At 54.2% G+C, this 15,485-nt stretch carries 14 protein-coding genes; 6 read left to right on the forward strand and 8 right to left on the reverse strand.

The genetic code is table 11. The features are described from left to right. Positions 1-72: 72 nt before the first annotated feature. Complete coding sequence (locus GTGU_RS01085; RefSeq protein WP_038153532.1) at positions 73-1,713, forward strand: methyl-accepting chemotaxis protein; 1,641 nt, start codon at positions 73-75, stop codon at positions 1,711-1,713. Here GTGU_RS01085 and GTGU_RS01090 read toward each other — a convergent pair. After that, positions 1,710-2,630 (reverse strand): LysR family transcriptional regulator, encoded by a 921-nt coding sequence (locus GTGU_RS01090; RefSeq protein WP_038153533.1) that lies wholly within the window; start codon positions 2,628-2,630, stop codon positions 1,710-1,712. The two genes, GTGU_RS01085 and GTGU_RS01090, sit on opposite strands and share 4 nt — an antisense overlap. 112 nt (positions 2,631-2,742) lie before the next feature. Here GTGU_RS01090 and GTGU_RS01095 point away from each other — a divergent pair, with 112 nt between their 5' ends. Continuing rightward, positions 2,743-3,750, forward strand: a complete 1,008-nt coding sequence (locus GTGU_RS01095; RefSeq protein ID WP_038153535.1) for a zinc-binding alcohol dehydrogenase family protein — start codon at positions 2,743-2,745, stop codon at positions 3,748-3,750. Positions 3,751-3,790: 40 nt separating this feature from the next. Here GTGU_RS01095 and GTGU_RS01100 read toward each other — a convergent pair whose 3' ends face one another. Then, the gene (locus tag GTGU_RS01100) at positions 3,791-4,714 is read right to left on the reverse strand and encodes a hypothetical protein (RefSeq protein ID WP_038153580.1); all 924 of its coding nucleotides are present in this window, start codon (positions 4,712-4,714) and stop codon (positions 3,791-3,793) included. Between the two features lie 561 nt (positions 4,715-5,275). Between GTGU_RS01100 and lpxP the strand changes: the two genes are divergently transcribed. Then, complete coding sequence (gene lpxP, locus GTGU_RS01105; RefSeq protein ID WP_038153581.1) at positions 5,276-6,190, forward strand: kdo(2)-lipid IV(A) palmitoleoyltransferase; 915 nt, start codon at positions 5,276-5,278, stop codon at positions 6,188-6,190. Positions 6,191-6,233: 43 nt separating this feature from the next. Here lpxP and GTGU_RS01110 read toward each other — a convergent pair whose 3' ends face one another. Next, complete coding sequence (locus tag GTGU_RS01110; protein ID WP_072011875.1) at positions 6,234-7,193, reverse strand: VirK/YbjX family protein; 960 nt, start codon at positions 7,191-7,193, stop codon at positions 6,234-6,236. A gap of 159 nt (positions 7,194-7,352) precedes the next feature. Here GTGU_RS01110 and pphA point away from each other — a divergent pair, with 159 nt between their 5' ends. Beyond that, positions 7,353-7,997: a protein-serine/threonine phosphatase gene (gene pphA, locus GTGU_RS01115; protein WP_038153538.1), complete on the forward strand. Its 645-nt coding sequence runs from the start codon at positions 7,353-7,355 to the stop codon at positions 7,995-7,997. Here the strand turns inward: pphA and GTGU_RS01120 are convergent, their stop codons facing one another. The 5 genes from GTGU_RS01120 to yebS form a co-directional block, all read right to left on the reverse strand. Next, the gene (locus GTGU_RS01120) at positions 7,998-8,189 is read right to left on the reverse strand and encodes a YdfD/YebW family protein (RefSeq protein ID WP_038153582.1); all 192 of its coding nucleotides are present in this window, start codon (positions 8,187-8,189) and stop codon (positions 7,998-8,000) included. Between the two features lie 103 nt (positions 8,190-8,292). Continuing rightward, complete coding sequence (locus tag GTGU_RS01125; RefSeq protein ID WP_038153539.1) at positions 8,293-8,532, reverse strand: YebV family protein; 240 nt, start codon at positions 8,530-8,532, stop codon at positions 8,293-8,295. 113 nt (positions 8,533-8,645) lie between these two features. Beyond that, entirely contained in the window at positions 8,646-10,082 is a 1,437-nt protein-coding gene (rsmF, locus tag GTGU_RS01130; RefSeq protein WP_156963977.1) for a 16S rRNA (cytosine(1407)-C(5))-methyltransferase RsmF, read from the reverse strand. A gap of 76 nt (positions 10,083-10,158) precedes the next feature. Next, positions 10,159-12,792: a PqiB family protein gene (locus GTGU_RS01135; RefSeq protein ID WP_038153542.1), complete on the reverse strand. Its 2,634-nt coding sequence runs from the start codon at positions 12,790-12,792 to the stop codon at positions 10,159-10,161. Continuing rightward, positions 12,761-14,044: a membrane integrity lipid transport subunit YebS gene (gene yebS, locus GTGU_RS01140; protein ID WP_038153543.1), complete on the reverse strand. Its 1,284-nt coding sequence runs from the start codon at positions 14,042-14,044 to the stop codon at positions 12,761-12,763. Before yebS ends, GTGU_RS01135 begins: the two co-directional genes overlap by 32 nt. A gap of 146 nt (positions 14,045-14,190) precedes the next feature. On the opposite strand from yebS, the gene GTGU_RS01145 reads away from it, so the two are divergent. Both GTGU_RS01145 and proQ read left to right on the forward strand, forming a co-directional pair. Then, entirely contained in the window at positions 14,191-14,688 is a 498-nt protein-coding gene (locus GTGU_RS01145; protein WP_038153544.1) for a GAF domain-containing protein, read from the forward strand. Between the two features lie 97 nt (positions 14,689-14,785). Next, positions 14,786-15,472, forward strand: a complete 687-nt coding sequence (gene proQ / locus GTGU_RS01150; RefSeq protein ID WP_038153547.1) for an RNA chaperone ProQ — start codon at positions 14,786-14,788, stop codon at positions 15,470-15,472. Positions 15,473-15,485 lie beyond the last annotated feature (13 nt).

The following is a 15,485-nucleotide window of genomic DNA, read 5'->3' on the forward strand; positions in this document are numbered from 1 at the left end:
ATGCCGATAACCCCATTGACGCCCGGTAATAACGGGATAACAACCACGATTCACATGTAAGGGTCAATACCTATGGGCTTGTTGAAAAACTTCACTATTCGCAGCGTTATGCTCTGGGTGCTGGGGCTGTTTTGTCTGCTCTGGTCCGCGGTGGGGATATTTACCGCGTATTCGCTGACGAAACTTAGCGATGGCAATATCGTCGATCGCGAACTGGTCTCGCAATTGACCATGCTGAGTAAGGGGAACGATCAGTATTTCCGCTTTGTCACCCGGCTTTCCCGCGTGATGGAGGCAAAAGCGGCGGGGGAGGCCACGAATTTTAAACCCGTGCAGGAAGCGCTGGATAATATGAAAATCCAGTTAGAACGGCTGAAAAGTGTGTCGCCTGGCCCGATGGATGCGGACGTTTCCGCTGATGTGCTGAATAAATGGCAGAAATTACTGGATGACGGTGTGGTGGTGCAGATGCAGCTCGCACAGCAGGGCAGCGCCAGCGACTACCGCCAGCATGCGACCCAGGTCACCCCGGAACTGAGCCGCGCATTCGGTGCCAGCAGTAATAAATTTACTTCAGTCGCTGAGGCAAAGCTGGACAAGACCCGGATAGCGATGGATAGCCTGACGCAACTAATGAAAGTCACGGTGGTGACAGCGATTATTATCGGTCTGTTTATCCTGCTGTTTACTGATCGTTATCTGGTGAAGTTTATGGTGAAACCGCTGGATCGCATTCGCCACCATTTTACCGTGATTGCGAAAGGGGATTTAAGCCAGCCGGTCGAGTCTTTCGGCAACAACTGTGTCGGGCGGCTCTTCCCGTTGCTGGCCGAAATGCAGGGTAGTCTGCGCGAAGCGGTGAGCACCATCCGTAGTGGTACGGAAAATATTAATCGCGGGGCGGCGGAAATCTCTTCCGGTAATAACGATCTCTCTTCCCGAACTGAAGAACAGGCTTCTGCGCTGGAAGAAACAGCCGCCAGCATGGAACAGCTGACCGCGACGGTGAAATTCAATGCCGATAACGCGCGTCAGGCAAGCAGTCTGGCGGAAAAAGCCTCAGTAACAGCCAGCCGGGGCGGCAAGCTGGTGGGGGATGTGGTGATTACTATGGAAGGTATTTCTGAGAGCTCGAAGAAAATTAGCGAGATAACCAGCGTAATCAATAGCATTGCGTTCCAGACGAATATTCTGGCGCTGAATGCGGCAGTGGAAGCCGCCCGCGCCGGCGAGCAGGGGCGAGGTTTTGCCGTCGTGGCCGGGGAAGTTCGTAATCTTGCCAGCCGCAGCGCTGAGGCCGCGAAAGAGATTGAAACGCTAATTGCCGATTCGGTTCGCCGGGTGGACAGCGGGACAGAACTGGTCGGCGAGGCGGGCAGTACAATGGAGGAAGTGCTGAAAGCCGTGGCCGATACGACGGTGATTATGAAGCAAATCGCCTCGGCTACCGACGAGCAAAGTAAAGGGATTTCGCAGGTTGGTGTGGCAGTCAGCGAAATGGACAGCGTAACCCAGCAGAACGCTGCCCTGGTGGAGCAGATCTCTGCCGCCGCCGTCGCGCTGGAAGGGCAAACCGAAACGCTGCAACAGGCCGTTGCCCGGTTCCGTCTTGCCGACAGTGATGTCATCGCCAGGTCTGACGTTGAAACCGTGCCTGTGCCGAAAGGCATGGTTAAGCCAGCGGCGGCGGAAAACGACTGGGTGGCGTACTAGTCCGTTATCGCGGGAAGGTGGCGCAGTGCTGACTCGCAGCGCGCTTTTACCGCTTCATGTAACAAGCGAACCGTGGCTGAAAGTTGCTTGCGGTGCGGGCAAATCAGATTGAGGGGGACGCTGTCCCCCTCATATTGTGGCAGCACGACGGTTAATCTCCCCGCCAGCACATCTTCACTGACATCCAGCCAGGATTTATAGGTGATCCCCTCGCCATTGAGTGCGAGCCGATGGATCACTTCAGCATCGTCACTCATCATCGACCCTTTCACCGCGATGTGATGTTTATTGCCGTGGCGGGTAAAAGTCCAGTTGTTATAAACCCGGCCTCGCAGCACGAATGTCAGGGCGTTATGTTGCGCCAGGTCGCTGATGGTCTTCGGCTCGCCATAGCGCGCCAGATAATCCGGCGAGGCTACCACCACGCGGCGGTTTTCCGGCGCTACCGGCAGCGAAATATAAGAAGCGTCGTCGTTATTACCGTAGCGGAAGGCCAGGTCTACCGGATCTTTAAACACGTCCGTCACCTGGTCGGAAAACAGGATCTTCAGGTTCAGCGCCGGATGGTTGCGGCGAAATGCCTGAAACACATCCAGCAGCATATTACGCCCGAGATCGGAAGGCACCGCAATTTGCAGGATCCCTCGCACCTCGTCGCTTGGCGGCTGGATCTGCTCAATACCGGCTTCCAGTGTTTGTAATATCTGAACGGCGTAGGGCAGCCAGGTTTCGCCTTCGGGCGTCAGGCGCAGACTACGTGTGGAGCGGGCGAACAGGCGGATATTAAGAATTTTCTCCAGCCGCTTGATGGCGGTGCTCACCTGCGCGGGCTGTAACCCGGCTTCGCGAGCGGTATCGCTGAAACTGTTTAAAGCGGCAGCCCTGACGAACAGGGTGAGATCTTCCAGCCTGAGCATTTTTACTCCCCGAGGATAAGTGTTATTTCCCGACGTCCGTTTTTCGCGTTTAGTGCACCTTGTACCATGATTTTACAGGTGAGATGAATCCATTAACGTATCCGGAGCTATTATGAAAGCAATTGCTATTACCCGTTCAGCCGAAACCGGCAGTAACATCGCTGCGTTGCAGGACATCACATTGCCAGAGCCCACCGCCAGCGGTCACGATTTGCTGGTGGAGGTGAAAGCCATCTCCGTGAACCCGGTAGATACCAAAGTTCGTGGTGGTTTCACTGGCAACGAGCCGCGCGTTCTGGGCTGGGATGCCGCAGGCGTGGTGGTTGCCACAGGCGAAGCGGTCACGCTGTTTAAGCCAGGTGATGAGGTATGGTACGCCGGTTCGCTGACCCGACCGGGTAGTAACAGCGAGTATCAACTGGTGGATGAACGCATCACTGCACTGAAGCCAGTCTCGGTGGATAATGCCGCTGCCGCCGCGCTGCCGCTCACTTCTATTACCGCGTGGGAAATGCTGTTCGACCGCCTCGGCGTGCAGGAAAAAGGCAATGAAAATGACGTGCTGCTGATTGTGGGTGCGGCAGGCGGCGTCGGATCCATACTGACGCAACTGGCGCGAAAACTGACCAGAATTACCGTGATTGGCACGGCATCGCGCCCGGAAAGCCAGAAGTGGGTCAGCGAACTGGGCGCGCATCATGTTATTGATCATCGTAAACCGATCACTGAGGAACTGGCGCGTATTGGCGTGAAGCACGTGACTCACGTCGCCAGCCTGACGCATACCGACCAGCATTACGGGCAACTGATCGAAGCGCTGATCCCACAAGGCAAGCTGGCACTCATCGATGATCCGCAAACGCTGGACGCCCGTCCGTTGAAAGCGAAGAGCCTTTCTCTGCACTGGGAATTTATGTTCACCCGGTCGATGTTCGAAACCCGCGACATGATTGAGCAGCATCACCTGCTGAGCCGGGTGGCAAAGCTCATTGATGATGGGGTACTAAAAACTACGCTCGGCGAGCATTACGGTGCGATAAACGCCGCCAACCTGCGCCGCGCCCATGAATTACTGGAAACCCATCGCGCCGTAGGCAAAATTGTGCTGGAAGGATTCTGATGTTAACTGCGTCCGGTGTTTTTCCGGACGCGGTGTGCAATTAACGGGCCTGTTCCTGCTTCTCCGCATCGCTCAGATAACGCACCTTCCGGGTATAATCCTGCCCTTTGAACAGCAAAGGCGCGTCCGGTGATTCCAGATATTTCTGCCATTCGGAAAGTGGGAAACCACCATGAGCGCCAATTACTTCTTTCGGGATAACCGATGGCGTTCCGCCGATTTTTTTCGATACTGGCCAGTTCGTCCAGTCGCCCAGATTGACAGTAATAAAATCCAGCAGATCCAGGGTGGCGGCGAGCGGCGGCTGGTCGGTCGGCGGCTGGTCGTCGGGGATCATCTCCCAGGTGTCGTTGAACAGGTTGAGCCAGAGCGGACACAATCGCTGGAAAGTGCGATATGTCGCGGCAAGAAAGGCACTGTTGACATGTTCTTCAAGCGATGGGCGAATTGTTGACGCGTAATAGGCCGGGACGTATTTATAGCGGTCATTGTCGAATTTCGCGCCCATTCGTCCTTTCCGGAAGCAGGAGTACAGCCGTCCTTCTTTGACCAGATAAGCCGGATCGCGCAATAAATTGAGATCAGAGTCAATCATTAACACGCCGGTTGAATCCGCAGATGCCTGCAAAGGGGCCTGGATCTTGAGCATTCTGCTTTTATAGATTTGCGCATATTTATGCTGCGGATTCGGAATGCAGATCTCTAATCGGACAACGCGCGTTTTCGCCGGCAGGTCGCAAAATTTTTCCACAGGCTGATCGGTAACAATGACGATCTCTTTCGCTGTGACGGCGTTCAGCGAGGCGAACTTTGCGCTCAGCAGCGCCTCTTCAATATAGTCTTCACCGACGGTAGGGATGATAATACTGCTGATGGGGGTGCCCTCACGCGGCGTGTCAGACGTCCAGTCAATGTTATGACGCGCGGTGATATGCCGGTATTGCTTGTTAAGCTTTTTGAACAACACTCGTCATGACTCCTTATCTTTCATGCGGTTAAGCATTAGATTCACTATGATGATGCGCCCATTCTATCGCAAAGCGATGGTGTTTACTCTCTTTGTGATAAGAAGGGATTCCCCGGCGTCAGTCTGCCGGGTAATGACAGTGCCAGCATGAAAAATGACAAATATTCCAGCCCTCGTTTCTGTTCGGGCATAATATCCCATGAAAAATTACAATTTATTTACTTGTATATTTCAGCAGCACAACGTTTTTATTATTCAGGAAAGACAGAAAGCGCTGAAAAAATTTGTTTTAGGACTCAACTTATTCCTACGTAATGTTTTCTGAAAATTACAATCGCGCTCTGTTATTTTATCTTCAAAAGGCGCATGCTGTGCGAAGCGTAGCTACAGCCTCAGTTGCAGGTTTTTTTTGTGTGGTCACCTTCTTGTCATGGGGACGTGGGTTGATCAACTGGTTCACTGTCACTTGCGCTATACGTATCGCCTAAAAGACAGATGAGCGGACTCATTTTTTTCTTATGCGTTACCCAAATTTTTGACGCTTACGGTAAAATTTTTATGTCCGTTGCATTTGATCGATCGTTACTCCATCCCCGTTACTGGTTCACCTGGTTTGGTCTTGGCATTCTCTGGCTGCTCGTCCAGCTTCCGTATCCCGTGCTCTCGTTCCTTGGTTCTGCAATGGGAACGGCATCGCGCCGCTTTCTGAAACGACGGGCACACATCGCTGACAGAAACATTGAGCTTTGTTTTCCGGATATGAGTCCTGTGGCACGGGAGCGTTTGCTGGAGCAAAATTTTCATTCGCTTGGCATGGGACTGATTGAAACCGGCATGGCCTGGTTCTGGAGCGATGCACGGGTGAAGAAATGGTTCGACGTAGAAGGCTATGACAATCTGACCCGCGCGCTCGGCACTGGCAAAGGCGTGATGGTGGTCGGCATTCATTTTATGTCACTGGAACTGGGCGGGCGTGTGATGGGGCTTTGCCGCCCGATGATGGCGACGTATCGCCAGCACAACAGCCCGTTAATGGAGTGGGTACAAACGAAAGGGCGCCTGCGTTCGAACAAGGCGATGATTGATCGGCGTAATCTGCGCGGCCTCGTGCAGGCGCTGAAATCCGGTGAAGCCGTCTGGTTTGCCCCGGACCAGGACTATGGACGTAAAGGCAGCGTTTTCGCGCCGTTTTTCTCCGTGCCAGACGCTGCCACGACGAACGGCACGTATGTATTGTCTAAGTTATCCGGCTCGGCATTGTTGACCATCACCATGGTGCGCAAACCCTGCCAACAGGGTTACCGCCTCTATATCAGCAAAGCGATGGATGACTATCCGGTGGAAGATGAAATGGCCGCGGCATGTTATATGAATAAAGTCATCGAACGGGAAATTTTGCGCGCGCCGGAGCAATATCTGTGGGTGCATCGGCGTTTCAAAACGCGTCCTGCGGGCGAAGCCTCATTGTATTAAGCGCAGGTGCCTGCTTCTGTCACAGAAGCAGGCGCAGGAAAGGTTACTTCGTCAGTAATGAAATCTGCTCAGCCAGACTGTCCAGTAACTGGAAACGGCGGCGATATTCCGCGCGTTTTTTACTGGCAATGCTTTCCAGCGATTTACGCGCCATCTCAGGCGGCAAACGCCAGCGCCAGCGATTTTCTTTTACACCGTCAACCGATGCCCAGAATTCGTCATAACTGGCGTGGAAATGGCGGCCTTTGCTCAAACGATAACGCAGCGCCCGAAATACGTGCCCGTTGTCACTGACGCCATACATGGCTGAAATTCCACTGTGGCGGGCAAAAAGCCAGATAAATTCCATCAGCAGACGCTTGGGGAAAATGCCGTGGCAGGCACGAGTGGCCTGTTTAATCACCTCGTGAGATATGTTGCGGCGAGGACCCTGTAATCCACCGATCACCAGTTGCCATTCGCCATTATTACGCACCACGCTGAACGTCACACTGGCAAGTAATGTGCGATTGGCATCGTGCAGCCAGAGGGTCGTTTCACCTTCGCGTTCGGCCTTACTGGCACAGGAGGCGGAGAGGGTAAAACGTGACGCGTCCTTACCTTCCAGTTCGATAAGCGGTGTTTCGTCTGCAGACATCAGCGCCTGCGCCAGTCGTGAACCGGTTAGGGTGTCGATAAATGCATAATGGCTCACTATGGCATCGGCACGCTGGCGGGCGTTCAGACCGAGCGTCAGATACTGACGATGTGGCTTGCTCGGTAGCGTCACCTGCGCTCTCAGTAACTGCTCGAAATTAGGTCGTTGAGACAGACTGCCCAGCATGCGGCGCGTCGGTGTATAAAACAGCAGTGTGCGCAGCAAAAATTTGAGCCGATAGTTTCTTTTTTTCCAGATAGGGGCCGGCGTCAGTTCGCCCGTCACCAGGGCGGAAATCAGGCTGGAGCGATGCGTAAAAGCCTGTTCTGTGTGCAGACTGTTATCAGTCACGGGAAAATACCTCATCATTATTCTGCAGTTATTTTACCGGGTGATAACTGCTGTATTAACGCTCCGCCTGACTATATTCCCGTTCTGTTTAGTGACGGTTGAGGTAATTTCCCTTTAGTTGCTACTCATCACCCTGTTTTTGTTTTTTCTATACTTTATCCGGGAGGAAAAAACATGTATCAGCGAATCGACGGTAAACAATGGCGGCATATCTGGCTGGTCGGTGATTTGCACGGCTGCTGGCAACCGCTGATGGTTGCGCTTAAGGTGCGAAAATTTAATCCTTATGAGGATTTACTTATATCGGTCGGAGATTTAATTGATCGTGGCGAGGCGAGTTATCAGTGTCTGGGGTTATTAAACGAGACATGGTTTGCGGCGATCAGGGGAAATCATGAACAAATGGCGATGGATGCCCTGGATAATGGCGATATGTCGTTGTGGTATATGAACGGCGGCGACTGGTTTTTAGATAGCGCACCGGCAATCCAGGCGGATATAAAGCGCTTGCTGCAAAACTGCCATCAGCTTCCGTATATTATTGAAGTGGATTGCGAAAGCGGGGTGAATATTATCGCGCACGCTGATTACCCTTCTGCAGAGTATGTCTGGCAGAAAGCAGTCGATGCGCAGCAAGTACTGTGGAATCGCCAGCGGCTGAGCGATCATTTTGCCGGGCGCCATACGCAAATCACTGGCGCTGACCACTTCTGGTTTGGCCATACACCGCTGCAGACGCGCTATGATGCGGGGAACCAGCATTACATTGATACCGGCGCCGTCTTTGGCGGCGAGCTGACCATGGTACAGCTTCAGTAATCAGAAGTCGCTGAACTCATTGGCCGGGTGCCAGAAACCATCAATAAAATCTTCTACCGGAAAGCAGCCACCCTGACGCAGGCGCTGATCCTGCATGGCAAAAACACATTGCGACTCGGTGCGATAAACATCCACGACAATATCTTCACAGCCGCCGTCGAGATAACAGACAAACAAAACCAGTGCGAACATCGCTCCCTCAAAGCCGTACACCCTGTATTCATTGTAGGGGAGGAAGTCGTGCAGGGGAAACTGACAAATAAATAACCCGCCTTAGCGACGGGTTCTTTTTGAGTCAGGCAAGGCGCATGACCCAGGCATCGGACTGCTCATCGTAATGTTTGCGGTAAAGAACGGAATGCTCGCCATTCAGCAGAGCAGGCACGCTGGTGTCAGCATCCCAGGCATCAAGTTGCATGCATAAATCCGGGTCGGATTTGCAGGGAATACTTAACGTTCGTTCGCCGTGCTGTTCGCCATGCAGCTCGGCATCATCAATCTCAAAGGCTCCGATACGTACGCTGGTTTTGCTCATCATCTTCTCCTTGAAACGCGGTGTCGTGGTACGACCAGTCTGATCGCCCATTTCTCATCCTAGTCAACTGAGAGAAGATTACCAGTAAGAATTTGCTGCTTTTTTGCGCGTTGTTACGCATTGCCCGCAAATAACCGGCCATCACGCACCAGCTCACGTGGGTAGCTGTTCTTCAGCCGCGACCCTATTTTTTTCGCCAGCCCGAGCGGAACCCCCTGGAAGGTCACGATGACGTCATCCTTTGCAGGCAGGTTGTCCGGGTAGACATCGCGACCGCGATACCATTCCTCAGCTTCCGCGACGTTGAGTTCAAACCCGGTGTTAGCGGTCTCAGCGAGAGCGATAATCGCCTCATGTTGCCAGCGATATCCCTTGTTATGCGTTTCCGCGAGTCGCAGGCCGATACGGGAAAACCGCACTTTGCCGAGTAACGGCTCAATTTCTGACGGGAAAAGCCAGATCTCTTTGTCCCGTTGCCAGAGTGTCAGCGCATCATCCCAGCGCAGGCCCACTGCCGCAGCCGCATCAATTACCGCAGACGCCTCGCGACCCTTCAGTGGCGCAAACGGAAATTTACCGACTTTATATCCCGGCGCAGGTAATGGCTCGACCTGCGCCGTTTTCCGCAGCCTTGCGACGAAGAACCCTTCGCAATCGAAGACTTGTGGAAAGACGTGCAAAAAGCCTTCGTCCGTCAGCACGTTGCACGCCTGCGGAAATAATCCTTCCAGTGAGACGACTTCAATTGACTGCGGATAGCGGGCCAGTAACCAGGCAATTACCGACTCGTTTTCATCGCGATTGAGCGTACAGGTAGAGTAAACCAGCGTGCCGCCAGGGCGCAGCGCATGGAACGCGCTGTCGATAAGCTCCCGCTGCGTGGCGGCAATCTGCTGATTGCTGGCGATGGACCAGTTTTTCAGCGCGTCCGGATCTTTTCGCACCACGCCTTCACCGGAGCAGGGCGCATCCAGAAGGATCGCGTCAAATGATTCCGGTAACGCGGCGCCAAATACGCGGCCATCGAAATGAGTTAACGCCACAGTACGGATGCCACAGCGACTGATATTGGCATGCAGCACTTTCACCCGACTGGCGGAGAATTCGTTCGCCAGAATAGCGCCGTGGTTGCCCATACGGGCGGCGATCTGGGTGGTCTTGGAACCTGGCGCGGCAGCAACGTCCATCACCCGTTGCGGTTGATTACCATCGGCAAACAGCGCCGCGACCGGCAACATGGAGCTCGCTTCCTGAATATAAAACAACCCGCTTAAATGCTCCGCCGTACTGCCGAGCGGCAGATCCTCTTCGTTGTCCCGTTCGATCCAGAAACCTTCCTCGCACCATGGCACTGGCGTTAACTGCCAGCCATAGGGAGCAACGAGAGTGAGGAAATCACTGACGCTGATTTTCAGCGTATTGACGCGAATGCTGCGCCGCAGCGGGCGATGGCAGGCGGCAATAAAATCATCTAATGACAGCGTTGGGGGCATGGCTTCACGCATCTGCGCCAGAAAGTCATCGGGAAGGTAAACGGAGTTTTGAGCCACAGAGCGCACCACCAGCAAAAAAACGGGTGCGCAGTTTAGCATAAACGCCCCGGCGGAGGACACCGGGGCGTGGCGTTTAGCGTGGCAGGGCGGTTCCCCATTCGCGCCATTCTTTCGGTTCGGCTTCCAGCAGCAGGAAGTGTTTACCCGCCTGCGCTTTCGGCGCCAGCGGAATGCCCGGTGGCGTCGCGAAGGCAATGCCGCCGCGAATAAACTGGTTGAAGGTGCCGGTTTTCACCACGCCACCCACCAGACCGAAATCCAGACTGTAGCCCGAGGCCTGCCAGAACACTGAGTTGTTACGTACCAGATGCTGATAGCGCTGGCTGATACGCAGTTCAATCATCACGCGGTCTGACAGCGATCCCAGACGCAGCGCGGTGACTGTACCGACTTCTATGCCGCGGAACAGTACTGGCGTACCAATATTCAGAGAACCGGCTTCCGGCGCTTCCACCACAATGCTCAGGCCGTCGAGGTAGCGGGAATCGGTAATCGTCGCTTCCTGAATTTCAAAGTCGCGGCGTGGCTTGCCGCGTCCGGGTTCGACGTTGACATAGGGCTGCAATAGCGTATCGAGATGCTCAACGCCACCGGCGGAAATCTGCGGAGTGATGACCGAGAAGCGCGTACCGCCGCGGGCAAAGGTTTCCACGTATTCCGGGTAAAGGACTGCTTTTGCCTGCACTTCATTACGGGCGGTAATCAGCTCCAGCGACTGGATCTGACCGATGTCGATGCCGAGATAGCGAATCGGCATCCCTTCCGCCAGTTTCCCGGCATCAAAGGTATGCAGGGTGATCTGACCGCCGACGGCGCGCGCAGCGGTTTCCGTCGGGTAGAGCGGGCGTTTGTCGCCTTTTCTGATCCCGGCTCCCGCGCCGCTCAGATTATCGAAGCTGATGGCCCCTTTTAGTGCGCGTGACAGCGGTGATGCCTGCACAGTCAGACCGCTGCCGTTAAGCTGCACTTTCGCGCCGCCTTCGGCCCAGAATACGCTATTGCTGGTGAGCAAATTGCGGTATTCCGGTTTGATGTGCAGATCGATATCAAATGCGTTTGCGCGTGGACGCACAGTAATGACTTCACCGACCTGGAATTTGCGGTACAGCACCACCGAGCCTGCCTGGACATCCGGCAGGGTGTCGGCGGTCAGGGAAAGGGTAGTGGTGGGGAGATCGCCGAGGCTGTTCTCCACTGCTTTTTCAACGTTAGCAAACAACGGATAACTGGCTTTAAGCGCCCCTTTCTCACCCGGCAGGACGCGGATGCCGCCATTAACCCATTCTGTGGCACTGGCGCCCAGGAATTCCACGCCATCCAACCCCACTTTCACATCGATGCGGCTGTTTACCACAAATTTGCTGTCGCCAGGTACCAGTTCGCGGTACTGCGGTTCAATGGCCACTGCGAAGGTGATGCCTTTTGCCGTCAGCGTTCGCTCGACGACCTGGCCAATCTGAATACCATGCAGAATGACAGGCTGTCCGGCGTCGATGCCATAGCTTTCCGGGGCGGTCAGCGTCAGCGTGGCAACGTTCGGCGTCTGTAGCAAAGTTTTGTTGGCGGGAAGCACGGAAAAGTGGTTACGCGCCGCACCCTCGCCAGGAACCAGCTCAAACGTACTGCCGGTGAGCAGGGAGCTGACGTTGACGTTCGACAGCGACAACTTCGGATTTCGCAGTTCGATGCGCGTATTCTCGCGCAGCAGATTCACCACGCTGGGATCCACGGTCATCTCGCCGGTCACTGCGCCGCCCGGGTTGAGATCCAGTTTCGTGAGCTGCCCGACCTGAAGCCCCTGATACATCAGCGGTGTGGAGCCTGCATTCAGCCCCGCGCCGTCAGGCAGATCAAGCTTCACTATCACCCCACGCTGGCTGTGAGCCAGATCGGCATAAAGACCAAATTCATCGTTCTGCTTCGCGGCGGCCGAGTCATCCGGCGAGTCAAAGGCAATTGCGCCATTGACCAGCGCGGCCAGACTTTCAAGCTGAAGCTTCGCGCCACTGAAATCGACATCCGCTTTCACGCCGGAGACATTCCAGAAACGACTGCCTTTTTTTACCAGACTGGTGAAACGGCGGTCGATCAGCACGTCAATGGTCACACCCTGTTTATTGGGATTGATGGTGTAGTCGTAAACACGACCGACCGGAATTTTTCGGAAATAAACCAGCGAACCGCTGTTCAGCGAGCCAAGGTCTGGCGCGTGCAAGTGGATCATCAATTCGCCGTTGTTAATACGGTATTTGGGCTGCGTATCGAGCGCAACGAAGTGATCTTCTTCCTCGCCTTTGCCGGGCATCATGCCGATATAATTACCACCGACCAGCGCATCAAGACCGGAAACCCCTGCCAGCGAGGCTTTCGGTGTGACCAGCCAGAACTGCGTCTCTTTACGCAGCGCATCTTTCATGTCGCTTTTGATGCTGGCGCGAACCTCGATTTTATTCAGATCTTTGCTGAGACTGATGTTCTGTACGGTGCCAACTTCAACGCCCTGATAACGAATGGGCGTACGACCGGGGACGATGCCGTCGGCGGTCATAAAGTCGATGGTTATCGTGTTGCCGCGATCTTCATAGCTGCTCCAGATAAGCCATCCGGCAATCATCAGTGCGATGACCGGAAGCAGCCAGAAAGGCGAAATGCGACGTTTTGTTTTAATTCTCGCTTCAGTCGGCGAAGCGGGCGTTTCCTGACTCATGTGCATCCCAAAGTAAGCGGCTGTCCAGCCATTCAACTGCAAGAATAGTCAATATTACCGCTGAGCCGAAATAAAACGCAGCGGGACCCATAGTAAAAGAAAGGAGCTGGTCGCGATTAATCAGCGACATCATGAGCGAAATAACGAACAGATCCAGCATTGACCAGCGGCCTATCCAGGTCACGAAACGCAGCAGCAAAATGCGGGTGCGCAGCCCCTGCTCACATTTAAAGTGAATGCTGATCAGTAGCGTTATTAACACGATCACTTTAGTGAACGGCACCAGAATACTGGCGAAAAAGACGACGCCGGCCACTGCAACGTTGCTGTGAGCCAGAGAGATAATTCCGGAGAGAATGGTATCTTCCTGGCGCGCACCATTCACATATATAACAGATATCGGCAGAACGTTGGCTGGAATGAGGAAAATCAGCGAAGCTATCAACGCCGCCCAGCTTTTTTGCAGGCTGTTTTTGCGGCGGCAATACAGCGGCGTATGGCAACGGCGGCAGCGTCCGCGCGCATCGGGCAGCCCGGTATAGTGGCAGTTAAGACAGACCTGCAATGCCGAATGATAGCGGGTGGCGGGGCGCTGCGGATAAAAACGCTCCCAGAGTTGCTCGACGTTCAGATGAATCATCGTCAGCAGGCTCAGGATCACCAGGCTGATAAAGGCGATAAGCCCGTTGCCCGGTTGCAGGAACGCGTAATCCTGAACTTTGATAGAGGCCACCGCGACGCCGACCAGGTAAATATCCAGCATCACCCACTCTTTGAGTTTCTCCAGCATCAGCAGCACCGGCCGCAGGTTCATTCCCAGCACGTTGCCCAGCCACAAATAAGCAATGGCCACCACTAACACCACCGGCGCGCCAACGGTGCAGAAAAAGACCATCGACGCGGTCATCGGGTCACCCTGGCGGGTCATCTGCCAGATACCCTGTAATAAATTGGCATCGATACGCGTGCCGAGCAGATGCAACCGCAGCAAAGGTTCCTGCCAGGCAAACGGCATCAACAACAGCATCGCAATCGCCATGGCGCCTAAACGCGCTAACGACCAGTCGCGCCCATCGCGGATTTTCGCATTACACTGAGGACAGTATGCGCTCTGATGGGATTTCATCAGCGGCAGTGAAAACAGCGTGTCGCACTCAGGGCAGCGCTGATAATGAGCGTGGGGAAGCGGTTCACTGATGGAGTGAACGGTAATTTTGGTCTCTGGCGTAAACTGGGGTGATTTTAGTGCCATTTATCACTTATAAGAATGAATGTGTAAAACTATCTTAACTCATGTATGGATTCATCTTGAGCCCGGCCGCATTTAATGTTTATTTTATAGGGCTATGCCCCGGGAACACTACCGGGATCGAAGTAAGGCAACCAAGTGATTATAAAATGACCAAAACAGAATTTTACGCAGATTTGAATCGCGATTTTCAGGCGTTGATGGCAGGTGAAACCAGTTTTCTGGCAATGATCTCTAACCTGAGCGCCTTGCTGTACGAGCGTCTGGATGAGGTCAACTGGGCCGGATTTTATTTACTGGAAGGTGACACGCTGGTGCTTGGGCCATTTCAGGGTAAAATCGCCTGCGTGCGTATTCCCGTTGGACGTGGCGTCTGCGGTACGGCGGTGGCGCAAAATCGCGTTCAGCGCGTGGCCGATGTCCACGCGTTCGACGGTCACATCGCCTGTGACGCGGCGAGTAATGCCGAAATCGTACTTCCTGTCAGCGTAAAAAATCAGATTATTGGTGTACTGGATATCGACAGTATCGCCTTCTCTCGCTTCACCGATGAGGACGAGCAGGGGCTGCGCGAACTGGTCGGGCATCTCGAAACGCTGCTTGAGGCGACCGATTATCAAAAATTCTTTGCGCCCGTCGCAGGATAATCAACGGATAACGTAGCAATTAACGATGGCGTCATTATAATGACGCCTGTTCATGCCTGCGGCTTGTTGGCTACGTCCGTTGTAATCAGGAAATTTCATGGAAAATCAACCTAAGTTGAACAGCAGTAAAGAAGTTATCGCTTATCTGGCCGAACGTTTTCCGCACTGCTTTAGTGCCGAAGGCGAAGCGCGCCCCCTGAAAATTGGTATTTTTCAGGATCTTGTTGAGCGTGTTGAGGGCGAAATGAACCTCAGCAAAACCCAACTTCGTTCCGCATTACGTCTTTATACTTCGAGCTGGCGTTACCTGTACGGTATCAAGCCGGGCGCAACCCGTGTCGATCTCGACGGTAACCCGTGTGGGGAACTGGACGAGCAGCACGTGTCTCACGCTCGCCAGCAGCTTGAAGAAGCCAAAGCGCGTGTTCAGGCGCAGCGTGCAGAACAGCAAGCGAAAAAACGCGAAGCGGCTGCCGCGGCAGGCGAGGACGCGCCGCGTCGTGAGCGTAAACCGCGTCCTGCGGTTCGTCGTAAAGAAGAGGGCGATCGCAAGCCTCGTGCTGCGAAGCCGGTAGCAGCAAAAGCCGCTCCGCGCCCGCCGCGTGAAGAGCGTTTGACCCCGGTATCCGATCTGTCCGTGCTGACAGTGGGGCAAGCGCTGAAGGTGAAAGCAGGCAACAACGCAATGGACGCCACTGTACTGGAGATCACCAAAGATGGCGTTCGTGTACAGCTGACTTCTGGTATGTCAATGATTGTACGCGCAGAACACCTCGTGTTCTGAGACGGAGGCCGCG

It is taken from the genome of Trabulsiella guamensis ATCC 49490, assembly GCF_000734965.1.
Lineage (GTDB): Bacteria > Pseudomonadota > Gammaproteobacteria > Enterobacterales > Enterobacteriaceae > Trabulsiella > Trabulsiella guamensis.

Excerpts from the sequence above, each read along its gene's own strand:
- GTGU_RS01085 (WP_038153532.1), top strand. The coding sequence starts at position 73 with ATGGGCTTGTTGAAAAACTTCACTATTCGCAGCGTTATGCTCTGGGTG.
- GTGU_RS01090 (WP_038153533.1), bottom strand. The coding sequence starts at position 2,630 with ATGCTCAGGCTGGAAGATCTCACCCTGTTCGTCAGGGCTGCCGCTTTA.
- GTGU_RS01095 (WP_038153535.1), top strand. The coding sequence starts at position 2,743 with ATGAAAGCAATTGCTATTACCCGTTCAGCCGAAACCGGCAGTAACATC.
- lpxP (WP_038153581.1), top strand. The coding sequence starts at position 5,276 with ATGTCCGTTGCATTTGATCGATCGTTACTCCATCCCCGTTACTGGTTC.
- GTGU_RS01110 (WP_072011875.1), bottom strand. The coding sequence starts at position 7,193 with ATGAGGTATTTTCCCGTGACTGATAACAGTCTGCACACAGAACAGGCT.
- pphA (WP_038153538.1), top strand. The coding sequence starts at position 7,353 with ATGTATCAGCGAATCGACGGTAAACAATGGCGGCATATCTGGCTGGTC.
- GTGU_RS01120 (WP_038153582.1), bottom strand. The coding sequence starts at position 8,189 with ATGTTCGCACTGGTTTTGTTTGTCTGTTATCTCGACGGCGGCTGTGAA.
- GTGU_RS01125 (WP_038153539.1), bottom strand. The coding sequence starts at position 8,532 with ATGAGCAAAACCAGCGTACGTATCGGAGCCTTTGAGATTGATGATGCC.
- GTGU_RS01135 (WP_038153542.1), bottom strand. The coding sequence starts at position 12,792 with ATGAGTCAGGAAACGCCCGCTTCGCCGACTGAAGCGAGAATTAAAACA.
- yebS (WP_038153543.1), bottom strand. The coding sequence starts at position 14,044 with ATGGCACTAAAATCACCCCAGTTTACGCCAGAGACCAAAATTACCGTT.
- GTGU_RS01145 (WP_038153544.1), top strand. The coding sequence starts at position 14,191 with ATGACCAAAACAGAATTTTACGCAGATTTGAATCGCGATTTTCAGGCG.
- proQ (WP_038153547.1), top strand. The coding sequence starts at position 14,786 with ATGGAAAATCAACCTAAGTTGAACAGCAGTAAAGAAGTTATCGCTTAT.